This window comes from Arcobacter sp. F2176, assembly GCF_004116465.1.
GTDB lineage: Bacteria > Campylobacterota > Campylobacteria > Campylobacterales > Arcobacteraceae > Arcobacter > Arcobacter siniprincipis.
Map to the genome: position 1 here is coordinate 117,709 of NZ_PDJV01000008.1, position 20,641 is coordinate 138,349.

20 protein-coding genes are annotated in these 20,641 nt (G+C 30.6%); 16 read left to right on the plus strand and 4 right to left on the minus strand.

Translation table 11 applies throughout. The features are described 5' to 3' along the window. Positions 1–6: 6 nt before the first annotated feature. Genes CRU95_RS09175 through nuoN form a run of 10 tightly spaced genes read left to right on the plus strand, consistent with a single transcriptional unit; the run spans position 7 to position 11,032 of the window. Positions 7–303: an NADH-ubiquinone oxidoreductase subunit E family protein gene (locus CRU95_RS09175; RefSeq protein WP_129100838.1), complete on the plus strand. Its 297-nt coding sequence runs from the start codon at positions 7–9 to the stop codon at positions 301–303. Next, on the plus strand, positions 296–1,102 hold the full coding sequence (locus CRU95_RS09180) for a hypothetical protein (RefSeq protein WP_129100839.1): 807 nt from the start codon (positions 296–298) through the stop codon (positions 1,100–1,102). The genes CRU95_RS09175 and CRU95_RS09180 overlap by 8 nt, the downstream gene beginning before the upstream one ends. Next, the gene (locus CRU95_RS09185; RefSeq protein WP_129100840.1) at positions 1,099–3,573 is read left to right on the plus strand and encodes an NADH-quinone oxidoreductase subunit G; all 2,475 of its coding nucleotides are present in this window, start codon (positions 1,099–1,101) and stop codon (positions 3,571–3,573) included. Before CRU95_RS09180 ends, CRU95_RS09185 begins: the two co-directional genes overlap by 4 nt. A gap of 1 nt (position 3,574) precedes the next feature. Then, positions 3,575–4,582, plus strand: a complete 1,008-nt coding sequence (nuoH, locus tag CRU95_RS09190) for an NADH-quinone oxidoreductase subunit NuoH (RefSeq protein ID WP_129100841.1) — start codon at positions 3,575–3,577, stop codon at positions 4,580–4,582. Continuing rightward, positions 4,579–5,202, plus strand: coding sequence for an NADH-quinone oxidoreductase subunit NuoI (gene nuoI / locus CRU95_RS09195; protein ID WP_129100842.1), 624 nt, complete (start codon positions 4,579–4,581; stop codon positions 5,200–5,202). Before nuoH ends, nuoI begins: the two co-directional genes overlap by 4 nt. A gap of 8 nt (positions 5,203–5,210) precedes the next feature. After that, positions 5,211–5,783, plus strand: coding sequence for an NADH-quinone oxidoreductase subunit J (locus tag CRU95_RS09200; RefSeq protein ID WP_129100843.1), 573 nt, complete (start codon positions 5,211–5,213; stop codon positions 5,781–5,783). Then, entirely contained in the window at positions 5,780–6,079 is a 300-nt protein-coding gene (gene nuoK, locus CRU95_RS09205) for an NADH-quinone oxidoreductase subunit NuoK (protein ID WP_129100844.1), read from the plus strand. Before CRU95_RS09200 ends, nuoK begins: the two co-directional genes overlap by 4 nt. After that, on the plus strand, positions 6,080–8,011 hold the full coding sequence (nuoL, locus tag CRU95_RS09210) for an NADH-quinone oxidoreductase subunit L (RefSeq protein ID WP_129100845.1): 1,932 nt from the start codon (positions 6,080–6,082) through the stop codon (positions 8,009–8,011). It begins immediately after the preceding gene. A 13-nt stretch (positions 8,012–8,024) separates the two neighbouring features. Continuing rightward, positions 8,025–9,551, plus strand: a complete 1,527-nt coding sequence (locus CRU95_RS09215; protein WP_129100846.1) for an NADH-quinone oxidoreductase subunit M — start codon at positions 8,025–8,027, stop codon at positions 9,549–9,551. Beyond that, entirely contained in the window at positions 9,551–11,032 is a 1,482-nt protein-coding gene (nuoN, locus tag CRU95_RS09220) for an NADH-quinone oxidoreductase subunit NuoN (RefSeq protein ID WP_129100847.1), read from the plus strand. Before CRU95_RS09215 ends, nuoN begins: the two co-directional genes overlap by 1 nt. A gap of 39 nt (positions 11,033–11,071) precedes the next feature. On the opposite strand, the gene CRU95_RS09225 is transcribed toward nuoN, so the two are convergent. Continuing rightward, on the minus strand, positions 11,072–11,476 hold the full coding sequence (locus tag CRU95_RS09225; protein ID WP_129100848.1) for an EF-hand domain-containing protein: 405 nt from the start codon (positions 11,474–11,476) through the stop codon (positions 11,072–11,074). Between the two features lie 145 nt (positions 11,477–11,621). Here CRU95_RS09225 and CRU95_RS09230 point away from each other — a divergent pair, with 145 nt between their 5' ends. The 6 genes from CRU95_RS09230 (at position 11,622) to CRU95_RS09255 (ending at position 18,295) form a co-directional block, all read left to right on the plus strand. Further along, on the plus strand, positions 11,622–12,485 hold the full coding sequence (locus tag CRU95_RS09230; protein WP_129100849.1) for a menaquinone biosynthesis family protein: 864 nt from the start codon (positions 11,622–11,624) through the stop codon (positions 12,483–12,485). Positions 12,486–12,501: 16 nt separating this feature from the next. After that, positions 12,502–13,281 carry a UDP-N-acetylmuramate dehydrogenase gene (locus tag CRU95_RS09235; protein WP_129100850.1) on the plus strand — a complete coding sequence of 260 codons (780 nt, stop codon included), beginning with the start codon at positions 12,502–12,504 and terminating at the stop codon, positions 13,279–13,281. Positions 13,282–13,370: 89 nt separating this feature from the next. Next, positions 13,371–15,767, plus strand: coding sequence for a type I DNA topoisomerase (topA, locus tag CRU95_RS09240; protein ID WP_129100851.1), 2,397 nt, complete (start codon positions 13,371–13,373; stop codon positions 15,765–15,767). Positions 15,768–15,769: 2 nt separating this feature from the next. Then, the gene (locus CRU95_RS09245) at positions 15,770–16,285 is read left to right on the plus strand and encodes a metallophosphoesterase (protein WP_129100852.1); all 516 of its coding nucleotides are present in this window, start codon (positions 15,770–15,772) and stop codon (positions 16,283–16,285) included. Continuing rightward, positions 16,272–17,123: a biotin synthase gene (locus CRU95_RS09250; protein WP_129100853.1), complete on the plus strand. Its 852-nt coding sequence runs from the start codon at positions 16,272–16,274 to the stop codon at positions 17,121–17,123. Before CRU95_RS09245 ends, CRU95_RS09250 begins: the two co-directional genes overlap by 14 nt. 14 nt (positions 17,124–17,137) lie before the next feature. After that, on the plus strand, positions 17,138–18,295 hold the full coding sequence (locus tag CRU95_RS09255; RefSeq protein WP_129100854.1) for a cation:proton antiporter: 1,158 nt from the start codon (positions 17,138–17,140) through the stop codon (positions 18,293–18,295). Here the strand turns inward: CRU95_RS09255 and CRU95_RS09260 are convergent. The 3 genes from CRU95_RS09260 to eno are packed head-to-tail and all read right to left on the minus strand — an operon-like array spanning position 18,269 to position 20,622. Continuing rightward, entirely contained in the window at positions 18,269–19,078 is an 810-nt protein-coding gene (locus CRU95_RS09260) for an AMIN domain-containing protein (protein WP_129100855.1), read from the minus strand. The genes CRU95_RS09255 and CRU95_RS09260 overlap by 27 nt on opposite strands. Beyond that, the gene (locus tag CRU95_RS09265; protein ID WP_129100856.1) at positions 19,075–19,332 is read right to left on the minus strand and encodes a septum formation initiator; all 258 of its coding nucleotides are present in this window, start codon (positions 19,330–19,332) and stop codon (positions 19,075–19,077) included. The genes CRU95_RS09260 and CRU95_RS09265 overlap by 4 nt, the downstream gene beginning before the upstream one ends. 12 nt (positions 19,333–19,344) lie before the next feature. After that, positions 19,345–20,622, minus strand: a complete 1,278-nt coding sequence (gene eno / locus CRU95_RS09270; RefSeq protein WP_129100857.1) for a phosphopyruvate hydratase — start codon at positions 20,620–20,622, stop codon at positions 19,345–19,347. Between the last annotated feature and the right edge of the window lie 19 nt (positions 20,623–20,641).

A 20,641-nucleotide genomic window follows, 5' to 3' on the forward strand; every position in this document is an offset into this window, starting at 1 on the left:
AGATATATGAAAAGATATGATTTAAGACCATTAAAAGATGATTTTTATTCTAGAATGCTAGAACTTATGGATAAAGATATAAAAGATGGTGAAAATGCAATATTTCTTTTTGAAATAGGAGATTTTTCACATATCCAAAAATCAGCTGATGTTATTTATGAAGCTGGATATACTTTAATGAACTCTTTAAAATTCAATGAAGTAGATTGGACAATAGTTGTAAAAAAAGTAAAACCAGAAATAAAACCGTTTGAAGAAGAACCAAAAAAAGAAAAAGATAAAGAAGATGAAGATGATGAATAAAAATACAAATTTAGAAATAGTTTCAAAAAGTGATTACATTATATGTTTAGGTTCAATGATTTCAAGAGATAACGAAGAAGTTAAAGATTTGATTTTAGAAGCTATTGCAAAAAATGAAGCAGAATTTATTTATATGCATCCTATAGATGATATTGATTTAAAACTTTTCTATACACAGTTTTTAAAGTATGAAGTTGGAAGTGAAGAGGGAGTTTTAGCTCTACTTTTAGATTTTTTTACAAAAAATAGAAGTGCTTCTTTAGAAAAATATTTAAAAGACTTAGATCATGGTTATATCTCCGCTGAAAGTAGTGCCGGGGAAGAAGAGTTTGAAGAGATGGTTAAAAGATCTTTAGATAAAAAAAACAAAACTATAATTATAGGGCAAGATTTATTTACCCATGAAAGAGTAGACAATCTATACTCTATGCTAAAAGCTTTTGAAGAGTTTACTGATTTTAATGTAGTTATATTAACAGATGATGAAATAACTTCAAATGAAACTCTCGAAGATGTTGAAGAGTTAAGTTCATATAATGGAACAGTAATTTATAAATATAACACAGATGAAGATGATAGTTTTGTATATGGAAGTGAATCATTTGCTAGAGTTGCAAAAGTGCAAGATAAAGATGATATCTTTTTAAATTATGGAAAAGATTCTGTTCAAAAAACTTTTATTTTAGATAAAAATTTACAAGGTACTATTGCAATTTGTGGTGTAAATGAAGAAGATAGTAGTTTCTTATCTCGAGGCTATAGGTATAAACAAGTAAAAATTGAAAAGGTTGAAGAATGAGTGACTTGATTACTTTAACAATTGATGGCAAAGAGTTAAAGGCAAAAGAGGGTGAAAGTGTACTAAATATTGCTAGAGCAAATGGAATATTTATACCTGCGATTTGTTATTTAACTAGATGTTCACCAACATTAGCCTGTAGATTATGTTTAGTTGAATCTGATGGAAAACAAATCTATGCCTGTAATTCAAAAGCAAAAGATGGTATGAATATCACAACTACAACTGATAATATAGAAAAAGAAAGAAGAGCAGTAATGGAAGTTTATGATGTAAATCATCCATTACAATGTGGAGTTTGTGATCAAAGTGGTGATTGTGAACTTCAAAACTATACTCTTTATCAAAAAGTAGATTCTCAAAGCTATGCCATAAGAGATGTAAACAGACCAAGGGAACATTGGGGAGTTATGAATTATGACCCAGGACTTTGTATTGTTTGTGAGAAGTGCGTAACAGTATGTAAAGATATGATTGGTTCAAATGCTTTATCAACTGTAAAAAGAGGAGCTGACGCTCTTCCTAGTGTGTTTAAAGCAAGTATGCCAAAAGATGCATATGCTATGTGGAATAAACTAAATAAATCACTTATAGGATTTGAAGAAGATAAGTGTGTTGATTGTGGAGAGTGTATCTCTGTTTGTCCCGTGGGAGCACTTGTATCAAATGATTTCCAATATAAATCAAACTCTTGGGAGCTTACAAAAATACCAGCAGCAAATCCTCACTCAAGTGATTGTGCCTTGCTTTATTATGAAGTGAAACATGAGTCAATAGTAAATCATAATGTGCAAAAAATCTATAGGGTTACAAATGAACATCATTATGCTTCAATAAATGGCGCTGCTAGATTTGGATATGACTTTGAAAATAGAGTTGAAAGCCAAGATGAGGTAGCTTTTGATAAAGCAATTGAAGCATTTAAAAAAGCTGATACTATTAAGTTTAATTCATTTATTACAAATGAAGAGGCTTTTATTTTACAAAAATTAAAAGAGAAGTTTGCATATAAACTTATAAATAATGATGCCTTATCTTATAAAAAATTTCTTGATGCATATTCAAGTGTTAGTGGTAAATCACTTTATAGTGCAGATTTAAAAGATATACATAACTCTAACTTTGTAATTTCTGTTGGCTCTTATTTAAAATCTGATTCTCCAAATACAAAGTATGCTTTTAATAACTCAGTTGTTATGAATAAGGGAGCTGGATTATATTTTCATCCAATGGGTGATCCAGTAATGGAACAATGTGGTAAAAGGGGAAAAACTACAGAGTTTATTTATCATAATCCACTAGCAGAAGAGTCTATTTTATACTTTATTTTAGATAGATTTGGTGAAAACTTGCCAGAAAATATTCAAACAACTCTTAACTCATATAAAGAGACAAGAGTTAAATCTATTACAGAGATGATAAAAGAAAAAGTAGTATCTATTGTAAAAGATGAAGAGAGTGGTGAAGAAAAAGAAGTAACTAAGATGGTTCCTAAAAAAGTTACAAAAGAAGTTGAGTATGAATATACAAGATTACTTGATGAGATAAATGCAGATGCAACACTACTTGAAACTATTGAAGCTATGAAAGATAAAAAAGATAGCTACACTTTGATTTTAGGTGAAGATTTAATCACTCATCCAAATTCACAAAATCTTGCAAAATTAGCAGCCTTAGTAGAAAAATATACGCAATTTAAAGTTGTGATTATCCCTACTTCTACAAACACTTTAGGGGTTAGTTTGATTTGTGATTTAGATGAAGTTGAAGGAAGTTATTGCGTAGGATACAATGTAAAAGCAGATTTCCAACTATCAGCTTTAGGAGATGGAGATTTAGATATGCCAGCTCTTAACCAACAAGAAGGAACATTTGCAAATATAGATAAAAGAGTTGTTCCTACAAATGCAGCTTTACCTTATAAGGGTTATGTATTAAATGATATTGCAAATACCTTACTTGGAACAGAAGTTGAACACACTATTTTGTATACAAAATCTTTACCAGTAGATAAAGGTTTCCAAGCTCTTGAATTTGATAGTTTAACTAACTACTTTGCAAATGATTGGAGTGAACATAGAGGTTATATTTTAAATACCCTTGATGTGGATTCAAGTGATGAAATAGCCAAAAAACAAAATGCAAGTTTTGAAGTTAATTCTTCAGAAATAACTATTTATAAAGCAAATCCAATCAATCAATTCAATGAATTCACAGCAATAGCCCATGAGTTTAAAGATAATTTAGAAAGTGGAATGTTTGCAAATGAGTCATTTTTAGAAGAGTTGGAATTAAGTGTTGGAGATAAAGTACTATTAAGTGCAAATGGAAGTGAAATAGAAGTAAATGTTTATTTTGATAATCAAGTATCAGGGGAAATTGCATATGTATCAAGCTTTGAAAAACAGTTAAATACAAAAGCTCTTTTTGATGGATATAGATTTACAAGTGCAAATGTGAAAAAGGTGTAATATGGAGACAAGTATTATAATTGAGACAATCGTTAAAGCTGTAGTTATATTAGCTGTATTTTCAGCAATTGCTGGGTTTACAACTTATATTGAACGAAAAATATTAGCTTTTATGCAAAGAAGATTGGGACCTACAAATGTTGGACCTTATGGATTATTACAAATTGTTTGTGATGGGATAAAACTATTTACAAAAGAAGATTTTATTCCTCAAAATGCTGTAAAACCAATCTTTATGATTGCTCCAATTATAACAGCAGCCACAGCCTTTATTGCAATGACCGCAGTTCCCTTTTTCCCAGAGTTTGAAATCTTTGGATATACGATTAGACCAATTATTGCAGATATCAATGTGGGTGTTTTATTTGTAATGGGTGTGGCTTCAGTTGGACTTTATGGGCCTTTATTAGCTGGTATGAGTAGTGGAAATAAATGGGCACTATTAGGAGGGGCAAGAACTGCCATTCAACTTTTATCTTATGAAGTTGTATCTGGACTTGCTCTTTTAGCACCTCTTATGTTAGTGGGTTCTTTATCTTTAATTGATATAAATGAGTATCAAAGTGCAGGATTTACTTCTTGGATTATTTGGACTCAACCCTTGGCTTTTATTCTTTTTGTGATGGCAGGATTTGCAGAGACAAACAGAACACCATTTGATTTACTTGAACATGAAGCTGAAATTGTTGCAGGTTATGCAACAGAGTATTCTGGAATGAGATGGGGAATGTTTTTTATAGGTGAATATGCAAATTTATTTACAATCTCATTTTTGATTTCACTGATTTTTCTTGGTGGGTACAATGATTTATGGTTTATTCCAGGTGGATTAGCGATTATTTTAAAAGTATCATTTTTAATATTTTTCTTCTTATGGACAAGAGCTTCTTGGCCACATGTCAGACCAGATCAATTGATGTGGTTATGTTGGAAAATATTAATGCCACTAGCAGTAGTTAATATTTTACTTACTGGTGCATTTGTAATGATAGTTGGGAGTATAGGATGAATTTAGAAGATTTAAAAAATAGAAATATAAGCGAGCATGATTATATAAATATTCAAGATAATAGTTCTCCTGAAACTCCTTGGCAAGAGTTTAAACAAATATTTAAAAGATCAATAAAAGGGGAACTTTTTACTGGACTAAGAGTTACTTTTAATATGATGAGAGAAGCTTTATTTAATAAACAAATGCACACAGTGCAATATCCTGCTGAAAAACTACCAATAGGACCTAGATATAGAGCTGTACATAAACTACTTGGTCTTTTAGAATCAGGTGAAAACAGATGTATTGGATGTGGACTTTGTGAAAAAATTTGTATCTCTGATTGTATTAGAATGGATACACGAATTGATGAAAACTCTAGAAAAGAGGTTTTAGAATATACAATAAACTTCGGTAGATGTATTTTCTGTGGATATTGTGCTGAGGTTTGTCCAGAACTTGCCATTGTTCATGGGGGAAGATATGAAAATGCAGGAGAACAACGAGCGCACTTTGTTGTAAAAGATGATTTATTAACTCCACTTGATAAATTAGCACAACAACAAGAGTATCCAGGTTTTGGTGCAGTATCTCCTGATGCTGATGAAAAAATCAAAAAAACTCCACTAGAGTATTAGGAGATATGATGTTTGAAATAGTAGCTTTTTATTTGTTTGCAATCTTGACAGTATTTATGTTTGGAATAACAGTATTTACAAATAATGCCTTATATGCACTAAGTTCTCTGGCAGCTGGTATGATTTTTATCTCTGCTTTTTTCTTTTTGTTAAATGCAGATTTTTTAGGAATCGTACAAATTGTAGTTTATACAGGTGCTGTTATGGCTCTTTATGCTTTTGGAATGATGTTTTTTGATTCTATGAGTGAAGTAAAAGAAAAAATTCAAAACCCAAGATTAGTATTTTTATTTAGTGGATTAGCAGCACTTATTACGGTTGTAGCTTTTCTTTCTCCAATTATATCAACTAATATAATTTCTGATTATGCAGTTCATCCAGAGTATGGAAATACTCAAGATGTTGGGGTTATTTTATTTACAAAATTTTTAGTTCCCTTTGAAGTTGCAGCTGTAATGTTATTAGTTGCAATGATAGGTGGAATTATACTTGCTGGTAAAAAGATGGATGTATCATATTCAGAACTTAGTGAAGATGAAATAGATGCCCTTGAATCATCAAATGAAAAGGATAGCAAATGAGTTTAAATGAGTATTTAATACTTTCATCACTTCTATTTTGTTTAGGTTTAGTAGGTGTGATTAGAAGAAAAAATCTTTTAATGCTATTTTTTTCAACAGAGATAATGTTAAATGCTGTGAATATCGGACTTGCTGCTGTTTCACATTTCCATCAAGATTTGACAGGTCAAATGTTTGCATTTTTTATAATAGCAATTGCTGCAAGTGAAGTTGCTGTTGGTTTGGGATTATTAATTTTATTATATAAAAGAAAAAATTCTATCAACTTAGATACTTTACAAAATATGGAGGGGTAAATGGAAAAATTTGTATATATTGCGTTATTTGCTCCTTTAGTTGGTTCAATAGTTGCCTCACTATTTTCAATGAAACCTAAAACTTTGTTTACTGGGATTTTCACAAGTTTGATGTTAGCTGTTTCTATGGTTGCTTCATTGATTTTACTTTTTAATATTATTTCATCAGATGAGATAATAAGTGTAAAACTTATGGATTGGATAGTAATAGGAAATCTTAGTATTCCTTTTGGTTTTGTAGCAGATGCAGTTAGTGCTACGATGATGGTAGTCGTAACTATTGTTTCAACTATGGTTCATATTCATTCAATTGGTTATATGGATCATGACAAATCATTTAATAGATATTTTGCTTGGTTATCAGCTTTTGTTTTTTCTATGATGATATTAGTTATGAGTGATAACTTTGCTGGATTGTTCATTGGATGGGAAGGGGTTGGTCTTTGTTCTTGGGGATTGATTGGATTTTGGTATCACAAAGAAGATAAAGCAAAATCAAAAGATGTATATACTTCACCATATTCTACTCTTTCACCTTACTCTTCAATCTCACCTTCATATGCAGCAAATGAAGCTTTTATTATGAATAGAGTTGCAGATTTAGGTATGTTAGTTGGAATATTTTTGATTTACTGGAATCTAGGCTCTCTTCAATATGATGTCGTATTTGCAAATGTTGGAAACTTGTCCCATGGAATTATTATAGCAATTGCAATTTTCCTTTTTATTGGTGCTATGGGTAAATCAGCACAATTTCCATTTAATCAATGGCTTGCAAATGCAATGGAAGGTCCAACACCAGTATCTGCACTAATTCATGCAGCGACTATGGTAACAGCTGGGGTTTATTTACTTGTGCGAGCAAATGTAATTTTTACAGCTGTTCCAGAAGTTGGTTATGGTATCGCTTGTCTTGGTGCTTTTGTTGCAGTATTTGCAGCATCTCAAGCAATGGTAGCTTCTAATATTAAAAAAATCATTGCATTTTCCACTTTGTCTCAACTTGGATATATGTTTGTAGCAGCTGGTCTTGGAGCTTATTGGGTGGCATTATTCCATTTAGCAACCCATGCCTTTTTTAAATCAGTTCTTTTCTTAGGAGCTGGAAATGTTATGCATGCTTTAAATGATGAGATAAATATAAAAAATATGGGTGGACTATATAAGCACATGAAAGGTACGGCTATTATTATGATAATAGCTTCTGCCGCTCTTTCAGGTATTTGGCCACTTGCAGGATTTTATTCTAAAGATTTAATCTTAGAAGTTGCCTTTGGTGCTCATGAATATATTTTATGGACTATTCTTTGGGTAACAGCTGGCTTGACTGCTTTTTATTCATTTAGACTTGTTATGTATGTATTTTTTGGTGAAGAGAGATTTAAAAAGCTTGGTTATCATCCACATGAAACTTATAGCTTTGTAATAGCAGCTATGAGCCCACTTGCAATACTTGCAATTGTTACAGGTTGGTTTAAAGATTCTTTTGAAGAGATGATAATAAAAGTATTACCAGGATTAAATGTTCATGTTCATGAAGAAGTTGTACTTGTACTTATTATAGTTACAAGTGCCATGGCAATCGCTGGAGTCTTATTTGCAACACTTAGGTATGTAAGAGCAGGTACTTATTTTAGTGAAAATGTAAAAGATAGCTTCTTTTATAAACTATTAGCAAATCAATATTTCATGCCTCATTTTTTAGAGTATGTAATAACAAAACCATATTTGGCAATGAGTAAATTTGCATGGAAATATATTGATCTTAAAATTATTGATTTTATTGTTGATGGTATTGGAAAACTGGTTTATGCCTCAGGTAAAGGGGTTAGACCTCTTCAATCAAGTAATTTATCGACACTATTAAAAGTGATGGTTTATGGGTTTGTTTTATTATTAGTTCTAAGTGTAGCGCTTGGGTTTTTAAAGTAAAGGGTTAGAAAGTATGGAACATATTTTATCAATTTTAATATTTTTTCCGGCATTTGCTGCATTTATAGGGTTTTTAGTAAAGAGTGATTCTATTAGAACTTATGCAATTATTGTAACAGCCGTTGAGTTTTTCATTTCACTATTAGTTTGGTATGGCTTTGATAGTTCAATGCCTGATATGCAGTTTTTAGAAACAGCACCATTAATTGATGCTTATGGAATCAGTTATGTTGTAGGAATAGATGGTATTTCACTATTTTTAGTTCTTATGACTACTTTTATGACTTTTATATCAATTATAGGATTAACTGAAAAAAGAGCTTTAAAAAATATGATTATTACTGTGTTATTTTTAGAGATGACTATGGTAGGTGTATTTTTAGCTTTAGATGCAATTGTATTTTATCTATTTTGGGAGTTATCACTTATTCCAATGCTTTATATAATAGGAGCATGGGGTGGAAATTTAAGAATTTATGCTTCAATTAAATTCTTTATTTATACTTTCACTGGTTCTTTAGTGATGCTTCTTGGTATGCTTTATTTAGGTTATGTATATTATGTGACAGCAGGTTCTTGGAGTTTTAATCTTTTAGATTGGAATATGCTGATATTGCCATTTGATATGCAACTTTGGTTATTTGTAGCCTTTTTCTTAGGCTTTGCTATAAAAGTTCCAATGGTGCCATTTCATACTTGGCTTCCATATGCGCACGGACAAGCTCCAACAATTGGTTCAGTGATACTAGCTGCGGTATTGCTTAAAATGGGAACTTATGGATTTATAAGATTTTCACTTCCACTGTTTCCAGATGCAGCAGTATATTATATGATACCAATGGCAATATTAGCTCTTATTGCTATAGTTTATACAGCAATGGTAGCTTATGCCCAAGAAGATATAAAACAAGTGATTGCATACTCTTCAGTATCTCATATGGGTGTTATTATTTTAGGAACATTTGCTTTAAATGTTGAAGGAATTGGTGGTTCAATATTTTTGATGATTTCACATGGTATTGTTTCAGGAGCTCTGTTTATGCTTGTAGGTGTGATTTATGATAGAAGACATACTAAAATGATGAGTGAATTTGGAGGTTTGGCTAAGGTTATGCCAAAGTATGCAACAATCTTTGCAATTATGCTTATGGCTTCGATTGGTCTGCCTTTAACTATTGGTTTTGTGGGAGAGTTTTTATCTTTATTGGGATTCTTTAAAGTATCACCACTTTTTACCATAATTGCTGGACTCACTATTATCTTAGGGGCCGTTTATATGTTAGTTTTATATAAAAAGACTTTTTTTGGACCAATAACAAATACAAATAATGAGAGTTTAGAAGATGCAAAGGGGCGAGAGTTAGTCGCACTTATTCCTTTAGTTGCTTTGGTTATTATTTTAGGAATTTATCCAAAACCTATTTTAGAACCAGTTAATACTTCTGTGAAACATTTAGTTCAAGTTATGCAAATAAAAGCACAGCAACCAGCTTCTAAAGCACAACTTATGTCGTCAAATACAATTGGGGAGGCAAAATAATGATACCAGCTATTTCAATTGATTTTGCAAATTTAAATATTCAAACTTTAGTTCCTATGTCAATTGCCATTGTAGGAGCTTTAATTATTTTATGCATAGATTTGGCAAATAAAAAACTTGACAAGTCTTTGTATATTATGTTGGCTGTTTTATTTTTAATAGTAGATTTAGTAGCAGTAGTAACTTATAATGGTGATGTTAGAGGTATGTTTGACTTGATGATGATTGATGGTATTTCAATTCTTGCTCAAGCAATTATGGTAATTGCTTCTATCTTATTTATATTATTATCATTTACAAAACAAAGATTCAATGAACAACGATATCCAGAATTTTATGCCTTATATTTATTTATGATTGCAGGTTTTCAATTTATGGTTAGTTCTGATTCACTAATTTTGATATTTGTAGGACTTGAAACAGCCTCAATGGCTTTATATACGATTATTGCTATGCACAATAGAGCAAACGCAATAGAAGCTGCAATAAAATATTTTACAATGGGTGCACTAGCTGCTGCCTTTTTTGCTTTTGGGTCAATGATTTTTTATGCTATAACAGGAACCGTAGAGTTTGGTAAGATTTCAGAAGTACTTTTTACAAGTGATTTTGAAAACTATCCTCTTATATTACTTGGAATTGTATTTATCTTAGCTGCTCTTGGATTTAAACTTTCTTTAGTACCTTTTCATGTTTGGGTTGCAGATGTATATGAAGGCTCAACTGCTTCACTTGCTGGGTTTATGTCAATTGTTCCAAAAATGGCAGGTTTTGTTGTAGCTTTAAGATTTTTTGAGATATTTGTCTCTTCTGGAAATATGTTTGTAGAAGCTATTTTAATAGCAATTATTGTTTTAACAATGACTATTCCAAATGTAATAGCACTACTTCAAAAAGATGTAAATAGAATGTTAGCATATTCTTCTATTTCAAATGCAGGTTTTGCCTTATCTGCAATTATGATAGGTACAACACAAGCAACAACGGCTATGTTTTTATATTGGATTTTATTTTCAATTACAAATCTTGGTGCTTTTGCTATGTTATGGCTAAATAGAAGTAAAGATTATAGTACTTTTAGTTCAGATCATGCTTTAGAAAAATATGCTGGACTTATTAAAATATCTCCTATGACTGCTGTTATTTTTGGATTGTTTTTACTATCTCTTGCCGGACTGCCTCCCTTTGCACTGTTTTGGGGGAAAATGTATCTTTTAGGAGCAGCTGTTAATGGTGGGTATATGGTATTGGCTCTTATTATGGCTTTAAACTCTGCAATTGCAGCTTATTATTATCTAAGACCAATAGTTTATATGTTCTTAAAAGAGCCAAGTGTTGAAGGAATAAAATTTATGGTAAATGCTACAACTACTAGTAAAGTGATTGTTGCTTCTTGTGCAGTGTTTATGATTATTTCAATATTCTTTATTCAAAATATACTTGAAACTATCTCTTATTATATTCAAATAGCTGGATATTAGAAAAAACACAAGGTCATAAATATGACCTTGTGAAGAGAGTTATTGGTTGGAATTATTCATTCCTTTTCCCATACCTTGACCTTTATTCATACCTTGGCCAGAGTTCATTTTATTTCCCATACCTTTTTGATTCATGTTTTGTTTCATATTTTTCATTTGACCTTCTAAAAGTTCTTCTTTACTTAGTTTTTTATCGCCATTTGTATCAAAACTTTCAAAAGTTGGAGCATTTGCTGCATTTTTCATTCTCATACCTTGATTTGCCTTTGCTTCCATTTTTTTTGCTCTTAAATCATAAAATTCAGATTCAGATACAAAACCATCATTATTTGTGTCATACTCTTCAAAACTTGAAGGTCCTCTTTGTGTATAATCAGTAGCATTAAGTGTTGAAACTAATGTTGCTGCTGCTAAAAGTCCAAGGACTAATTTACATGCTTTCATAATAATCTCCTTAATTAGATTAATTAATTATACTCTTTTAATAAAAAGAAAGCAAAGCTTTTGAATACTCATTCATATTTTTATATAACCAAAGATAAAACCATAACTTGATACAATCTTTTTCATAAAAAAAGAAGGATAGACTTTGAAAAAAATTAGTGTTGCACATTCACCAGACGCCGATGATATATTTATGTATTATGCTATAAAATTTGGTTGGGTTACTCCAAAAGATACAATATTTGATAATATTGCAGATGACATTGAGAGTTTAAACCAAGCTACTTTAAGAGGTGAATATGATATTTGTGCAATCTCTTTTGCTTTATATCCTTTTGTAAAAGATGATTATGCACTTTTAAAAACAGCAGTTTCCTTTGGTAATGGCTATGGACCAAAATTAGTAAAGAAAAAAAAGACAAAATTAAAGAAAAACTTCAAAGTGGCTTTAAGTGGAGAATATACAACTAATGGACTTCTATTTAGAATCGCTTATCCAGATGCAAGAATTACTTATATGAACTTTTTAGATATAGAACAAGCTGTAATTGATGGTACTGTTGATGCAGGTGTTTTAATCCATGAATCAATTTTAAATTATGATGATAGTTTAGAAGTTGAACGTGAGATTTGGGATATTTGGCAAGAGTTAGCTGGAAAAGATTTACCTCTTCCCCTTGGTGGAATGTGTTTAAGAAGATCAATTCCACTAAATTATGCAATTGATTATGAAAATACTCTAATAAAAGCAGTTCATGTTGCAAATAAAAATAAGAAAATATTATCTGATATGTTATTGGAGCGAGGACTTATAAGAGTTGATGCTCCAACACTTGATAAGTATTTAGATCTTTATGCAAATGATGATTCTATAAGTTTGAGTGAACTTCAATATGAGGCCTTAGATAAGCTATATGAACTAGGGTATAAACATGGCTTCTATAATAGTCTTGTTAAATCAAGGGAGTTTTTAATTCCAAGTGAATATGAAGAACTTCGTAATAAGTAATAATGAATAGAGAATAATGAATAACTACACAAAGAGTATCGACTTTTCAAAATATTCATCAATTCATATAGGACCAATAGTGGATGTATTGGTTATAAATGAAATAGGAGATTATAGCGACTATCAAATAATTGGTCGTGCAAATAATCTTCTAGTCTCAAATACTCCTCCAAAATTTGCAGTTTTAAGTGAAGAATTTAATTATATAGAACAAAAAGAAGATAAACTTTATGTTGGATGTGCTACAAAATCTGGTAAACTTTTATCTTATGCAAAAAGAAATAATCTAGCAAATTTTGAATTTCTTGGAAAACTTCCTGGAAATCTTGGTGGTTTGATTAAAATGAATGCCGGTTTAAAAGAGTGGGAAATTTTTAATTATATTGATTGTATTAAGACAAAAGATGGATATATTAAAAAAGAAGATGTACAATACGGATATAGATATTCAAATATAGATACTATAGTTTATGAACTTGTATTTAATATATCAAGTGGATATAGTAAAGAAATGAATGAACTTTTTACAAAAATGCGAAACAATCAACCACAAACTCCTAGTGCTGGAAGCTGTTTTAAAAACCCAATAGGAGATAGTGCTGGAAGATTGATTGAACAAGTTGGATTAAAAGGGTTTAATAAAAATGGAATGTCATTTTCGAAAGTACATGCTAATTTTTTAGTAAATGATGGTGGTGGAACTTTTGAAGATGCAATTTATTTGATAAATCTAGCAAAAGAAAGAGTAAAAACAGAGTTTAATATTGATTTACAAACAGAGGTAATAATTTTTTAGATAAAGATGTTAATTTTAAAGCTTAAGTGCTTTTAATCTAATTATGTTAGAATTCTTGCTCAAAAAAAATCAGAAGGGTTATTTTTATAGTGAAAAATTTAGTTATCGTCGAATCACCAGCAAAAGCAAAAACAATTTCAAAATTCTTAGGATCAGATTATAAAGTTATGGCATCTATGGGTCATGTAAGAGATTTACCAAAATCAAAATTGGGATTTGACCCAGCTGATGATTTCAAACCTCAATATCTGATTTCCACGGATAAAAGAAAAGTAATTGCTGATTTGAAAAAAGAGATAACAAAAGATACAACTATCTACCTCGCAGCCGATGAGGATAGGGAGGGAGAAGCTATCGCTTGGCATCTTATCCCTGCACTTAAAGTTGAAAAAAACCCACTAAAAAGAATCGTATTTCATGAGATTACAAAGGGTGCAATTTTAAAAGCTCTAGAAAATCCAAGGGAAGTAAATCAAAACTTAGTTGATGCTCAACAAGCAAGAAGAATATTAGATAGAGCTGTTGGATATGAACTTTCACCACTATTATGGAAAAAAGTTAGATATGGTCTTAGTGCTGGAAGAGTTCAAAGTGTTGCTGTTAGAATAATAGTTGATAGAGAAAATGAAATTAGAGCCTTTATTCCTGAAGAGTTTTGGAAAATAAAAGCTGATTTTATAAATCCTCAGTTAAATACTGAATTAGCAAAAATCGATGGAAAAGTAAAAAAAATCAAAAATGAACAAGAAGCAAAAGTAATTGAAGCTTCAATAAATCAAGGGGATTTTGAACTTTTTGATATAGAAGAGAATGAAAGTAAAAGAAATCCAGCAGCGCCTTTTACAACTTCTACACTACAACAAGAAGCTAGTAGAAAACTTGGATATTCTGTAAAACAAACTATGGTAATAGCACAACAACTATATGAAGGAAATATTCAAAATATCCCAAATCATACGGGTGGTTTGATTACGTATATGAGAACAGACTCCTTAAATCTTTCAACAGTTGCTACAAGTGCAGCTAAAGAAGTGATTGAAAAAACCTATGGTGCAGAATATAGCCTAAAAAGTCCAAGGGTATACAAATCAAAAGCTAAAGGAGCACAAGAAGCTCATGAGGCTATTAGACCTGTTGATTTAAGTTTAAAACCAAGTATGATAAAAGCTTATGTGGACAATGCACAATTTAGACTTTATAGTCTTATTTGGAAAAGAACACTTGCTACTCAAATGCAAACAGCAAAAATAGCAAATACAACATATAAAATAAGTGCTGGAAAAGATAAAGAGTATGAATTCCAAGTTAAGGGACAAAGAATTATCTTCCCTGGATTTATGAAAGTTTATACAGAAGGAAGTGATAATCCTGAATCGGCACTTGATAGTAGTGAAAAAATATTACCATCAATTAAAGTTGGAACAAAATTAGATTTAGAAAAATTAGATTTAGAACAAAACTTTACAAAACCACCAGCAAGATATACAGAGGCTTCTCTTGTAAAAAAACTAGAAAGTGAAGGAATTGGAAGACCATCAACTTATGCTCCTACAATATCTACTATTCAAGCAAGAGAGTATATAACTAAATCAGAAGATAAAAAACTTATACCTACACCAACTGGTGAAATTGTAAATTCATTTTTAACAGATCACTTCCCTAATATTTTAGATTTAGGATTTACAGCAAAAGTTGAAGAAGAGTTTGATGACATTGCAGAGGGGAAAATTGCTTGGCAACAAGTAATGAAAGACTTTTATGGAGATTTTAAAAAAACTATTGATGAAAAGGAAGAGAGTGTAAATAAAGAAGATTATTTACAAATAAGAGAAATAGGAACTGATCCAAAATCTGGAAAACCTGTAAGTGCAAGAGTAGGAAGATTTGGGCCATTTGTTCAAATTGGAACAAAAGATGATGAGGAAAAACCTCTTTTTGTAGCGATTCCAGCTCATCTAAATATGGATACGATTACTATGGATGAAGCGATGTTTTTATTTACTCTTCCAAGAGTTGTAGGACAAACTGCTGATGGTGAAGATATTAAAGCAAATATTGGAAGATTTGGTCCATATTTGCAAGTAAAAACAAAATATTATTCACTAAAAGAAGATGATCCCTATAAAGTTGAACTACCAAGAGCTTTAGAAATAATAAAACAAATTGATGAAGAAAAAGCAAAGGCTACTATTAAAAACTTTGAAAAAGAAAAAATTCAAGTTCTTGATGGAAGATATGGACCTTATATCAAACAAGGTAGAAAAAACTATAAAATACCAAAGGGTAAAGATGCTGCCTCTTTAGAGTTGGAAGATTGTTTAAGTATTATTGAAAATGATTCTAAAACTTCAAAAAGAGCACCAGCTAAAAAAACAGCTGCTGCAAAAACAACACAAAAGAAAACAACAACAAAAAAAGCCCCAGCGAAGAAAGCTCCTGCAAAAAAGACAACAGTAAAGAAAACAACTGCTAAAAAAGAGAAATAAACTTGAAAGTAGCAGTTCTTTCTGATAGTCACAATAAAGTTGATTTTACAAAAGAAGCTATTGATTTTTTAAAATCACAAGGTGCACAATACTTAGTGCACGCAGGCGATTTGTGTTTGAGAGAAAATTTAGAATTATTAAAAGAGTCAACTTTGCCTTATGTATGTGTATATGGTAATAATGATAACTCCTTAGTTCGTCTTTCAAATGAGTACAAAATAGAAAATGAACCTTATTTTTTTAAAATAGAAGATGTAAAGTTTAAACTTATGCACTTACCTTTTTATCTAAATGGGGATAGTGATGTAGTGATTTTTGGACATACTCATATGTTTGAAAGTGACTATAAAGAAGGTACTTTATTTTTAAATCCTGGTGAAATATGCGCTAGGGAGAAACCTTTGAGTGAGTGTGTATTGTTGGAAATTAACCCAAATGAGTATATAATTAATTATTACTCAAGAAATATTAATGAAAAAGAATTTTTAAAAAAAGAGATTAGATATGAACGAAAATAAAGAAATATTTTTATGTGCTATTTGTAATATTGAAAGTGGTACATGTAATGAAGACTGTAAATTTTGTACACAAAGTGTAAAATACAAAGCAGATATATTAAGATATAAAAGAAAAGAGATAGAACAAATTGTCCAAGAAGCAAAAAGAGCAAAAGCAAATAATGCTAATGGATTTTGTTTAGTAACTGCTGGAAAAGGCTTAGATGATAAGAGACTAAAGTTTGTTGTTGAAGCTGCAAAGGCTGTAAAAAAAGAGAATCTAGGACTTATATTAATTGCTTGTAATGGAACTGCAAGTGTTGAGCAACTTCAAACATTAAAAGAAGCTGGTGTTGATGCGTATAATCATAACTTAGAAACAGCAGAAGATTATTATCCCCAAATTGTTACAACTCATACTTGGCAAGAGAGATATCAAACCTGTAAAAATGTAAAAGAAGTGGGATTGAGACTTGTATGTGGTGGAATTTTTGGTCTTGGTGAAACTCAAGAGCAAAGAATCTCTATGCTTGAATCAATCGCATCATTGGAACCTATGAACGTACCTTTAAACTTCTTTCATCCAAATAAGGCTTTACCAATTGTCGAAAATAGTGTTACAAGAGAAGAGGCATTTGAATTAATTGTGCTAGCTAGAAAAATGGTGCCAAATGCTATGAAAATCATGGTTGCTGGTGGAAGAGAGTTAATGTTTGGTGAAGAACAATATAAAATCTTTGAAAAAGGTGCAAATGCCTTTGTTATTGGAGATTATTTAACAACTGCTGGAAAATCTCCAATTGAAGATATGGAAGAACTTGAAAAGTTAGGCTTCAAAATAAAAAGAGAAAGAGATTAAAAACAGGAAACTAAATGACAGATGAAATCCTAATAATTATTACAATCTCAACTATAATTTTTATATCTCCGTTAGTATCAAAGTTTACTAAAATACCAACGGTTCCTGTTGAGATTATATTGGGTGCTCTTGCTGTATATTTTTCACTTATTACAGAACACACTATTTTTGAGTTAGTTGCAGAACTTGGATTTTTATATTTGATGTTTTTAGCAGGTCTTGAAGTCGATTTAAGAAAGATAATAGATTCAGACCCTTTGATTTTGAAAAAATCACTTGTTTATAATGCTATATTATTCTCTTTATCTTTTATTATTACTTGGTACTTTGAATTAAGTAATATTTTTGTAGTTACTCTTCCTTTGATCTCTATAGGTATGTTAGCTGCACTTAAAAAAGAGTATGGAGAAGAGGATTGGGTATCTTTATCTATTCTGATAGGTCTTGTTGGAGAGATAGTTTCTATTATAGTTTTAACAACAGTTTCTGCTGGACTTGAAGTTGGATTTGGCTGGGAATTTGCAAAAACCATGATGTTATTTACCGCTTTTTTAGTTGTGTTGATAATTATATACAAGATATTTCATAATTTATTATGGTGGTATCCTGAGATAAAAAGATATCTTATGCCAGATGAAGATCATCAAGAACAAGATATTCGTGTTTCTATGGCTATTTTCTTTTTATTGATTACTATAATGATTTATCTGAAACTTGAAGTTGCATTTGGAGCATTTATTGCTGGAACTTTTATCAAAACTTTTTTTGAGCATAATAAAGCACTTCCCACAAAACTAGAGCACTTTGGGTTTGGTTGGCTTGTGCCAATATTTTTTATTCATGTAGGTACTTCATTTGAGTTACAATCTTTATTTCATGATGGATTATTTGTAAAAGCTTTGATGATAGTTGTAGCTATGATTTTCATACGATTTGTAGCATCATTTTTATTTATGAAAGATTTAAAGGGAGGAAAGTTTTTATTGATAGGACTTTCTCATTCAATGCCACTTACTCTTTTAATAGCAGTTATTACTCTGGCATATCACAATCATAGTATTACGCAATTTTATTATTATGCATTTATATTAGCTTCTATTTTAGAAGTTCTAATTGTAATGATAATAATAAAATTATTAAATACCTTATTGTTTAGGAAGAATATAAACTAAAGTATCATCAAAAGATACATCATAATTTGAAGGCATATCTTCTACTTCTACAACAACTCTAAAAAAGTGTTCTTCTCCATGATTCCCCACAGTTATTTTTTTGAAGTTAGTAGAATCTAAAACTATATTTTTAGTAAAAAATGAAACATTAGCTTTAAAATCAATGATTAATTTTTTCTCATTTTCTAGATAAAATTTTTTCATAATTTTATATTTTGTATTTAAAGCCATTTTATCATTTGAGTATTCAAGTTTTAAAAATGGTAGTATTTCTACATTTTTTACATCCATTTTTGTGTCATCTTGCATAGTAGGAGTTTCCGTCTCATTTGGCATAATTTCTGTTGTAGCTCTTGGCTTTACATAAACTACAGGGCCTCTTTCTTCAAGTTCTTTAGCTTTTGTGATTGCTCTTTCTTTTGCTAATTTTGCTTCTGCAGCTTCTTTTTTAGCAATTGCAACTTTTTTTAGAGCTTCTTGAAGCTCCTTTTCTTTTCTTAGTTGAGCTTCTTTTTCCATTTGCTCTTTTTTCAGCTCTTCTTCACTTTTTGCAACAGCAGTAGGAGCTGGTTTATTTACATCACCTTCTCTTAATACAGGAGTCATATCTTCTGTTTGAATATCTTGGTTTTTCTCCATAAATTCAGGTGGATAATTTTGATCTATCTCCATAAGTCTTGCAACTTCATCATCATATGCTTTTGTTGGCATAAACGGATTTTCTCTTGCTTCTAAAGAAGCAACCATTAATAGTGATGTAACAATTAAAGATAAAGATTTCATTCTTCTGGCTCCAAATTTTTTAATTCAAAATATTCTTTTTGTAATCTCGCATTACTCTCTTGAAGTCTATTAATTTCACTAATCAAATAAGACCTTTTATTTTTAAGTGATTTATAGACCTCAAAAGAATTTACTCCAAAGAGTAAGTTTGCCACATGATAGCTTAGAAAAAGTGTAATAGCAATAGAAATTATTGCTATTACAGTAAATCGTTTGACTTCTTTACTTATAAAACGATTACTTTTTTCTGCCATATTATTCTACTATTATTTTTTAAAAAAAGGTTGTTTCCCTAAATATTCAGCATATGCTATTTCAGAGCCAATTTCCAATAATCTATTATATTTAGCGATTCTATCACTTCTTGCCGTACTTCCTGTTTTGATTTGTCCACAATTTAAAGCTACTGCAAAATCAGCAATAAAAGCATCTTCTGATTCACCAGATCTATGAGACATAACACAATTATAATTGTTTCTTTGTGCTAATCTAATTGTTTGCATTGTTTCACTAACTGATCCAATTTGGTTTGGTTTGATTAAAATAGAATTTGCAATACCTTTTTGAATCCCTTCTGCTAGGATATTTGCATTTGTAACAAATAAATCATCACCTACAAGTTGAATTTTAGAACCTAATTCTTCAGTTAATATTTTCCAACCATCCCAATCATCTTCACTTAAACCATCTTCGATAGATACAATTGGGTATTTTGAACATAAATCAGCATAATAAGCAACTAACTCTTTTGAAGTTAATTCTCTATTTTCAGATTTTAATACATAAAGACCTTTGTCATTGATGATTTCTGAAGCTGCAACATCAAGTGCGATTGCAATTTGCTCACCTGCTTTATATCCAGCTTTTTCTACTGCTTTTAAAATAACTTGAATAGGTTCTTCATTTGATTTTAAATTTGGAGCAAATCCACCTTCATCACCAACTGCAGTTGATTCACCCATTTCATCAATTACTTTTTTTAGATTTTGGTAGATTTCAGATACTGCTCTTAATCCATCATTGAAGTTTTCAAAACCAACTGGCATAACCATATATTCTTGAAAATCAACAGAGTTATTTGCATGTTCTCCACCATTTATGATATTAAACATAGGTACAGGCATAGTCATAGCATTTGCTCCACCTAAATATCTATATAATGGTACATGTAAAGATTCTGCTGCAGCTCGTGCAACTGCCATAGATACACCTAAAACAGCATTTGCACCTAAGTTTGAATAATTGCTTGTACCATCAATATCTTTCATAGTAGCATCTACTTCTGCTTGATTGTATGGACTTAGACCGATTAGTTCATTTGCAATTGTTGTATTTACATTTTCAACTGCTTTTAAAACGCCTTTTCCTAAAAATCTATCATCCCCATCTCTTAATTCTAGTGCTTCTCTTTTTCCAGTACTTGCCCCACTTGGTACAATCGCACTTTGTTTTGTCCCATCACTTAAAATTACTGTCGCTCTAACTGTTGGATTTCCTCTTGAATCTAATACTTCATCAGCATAAATGTTATCAATATATACCATGTAGGTCTCCTATAAATAT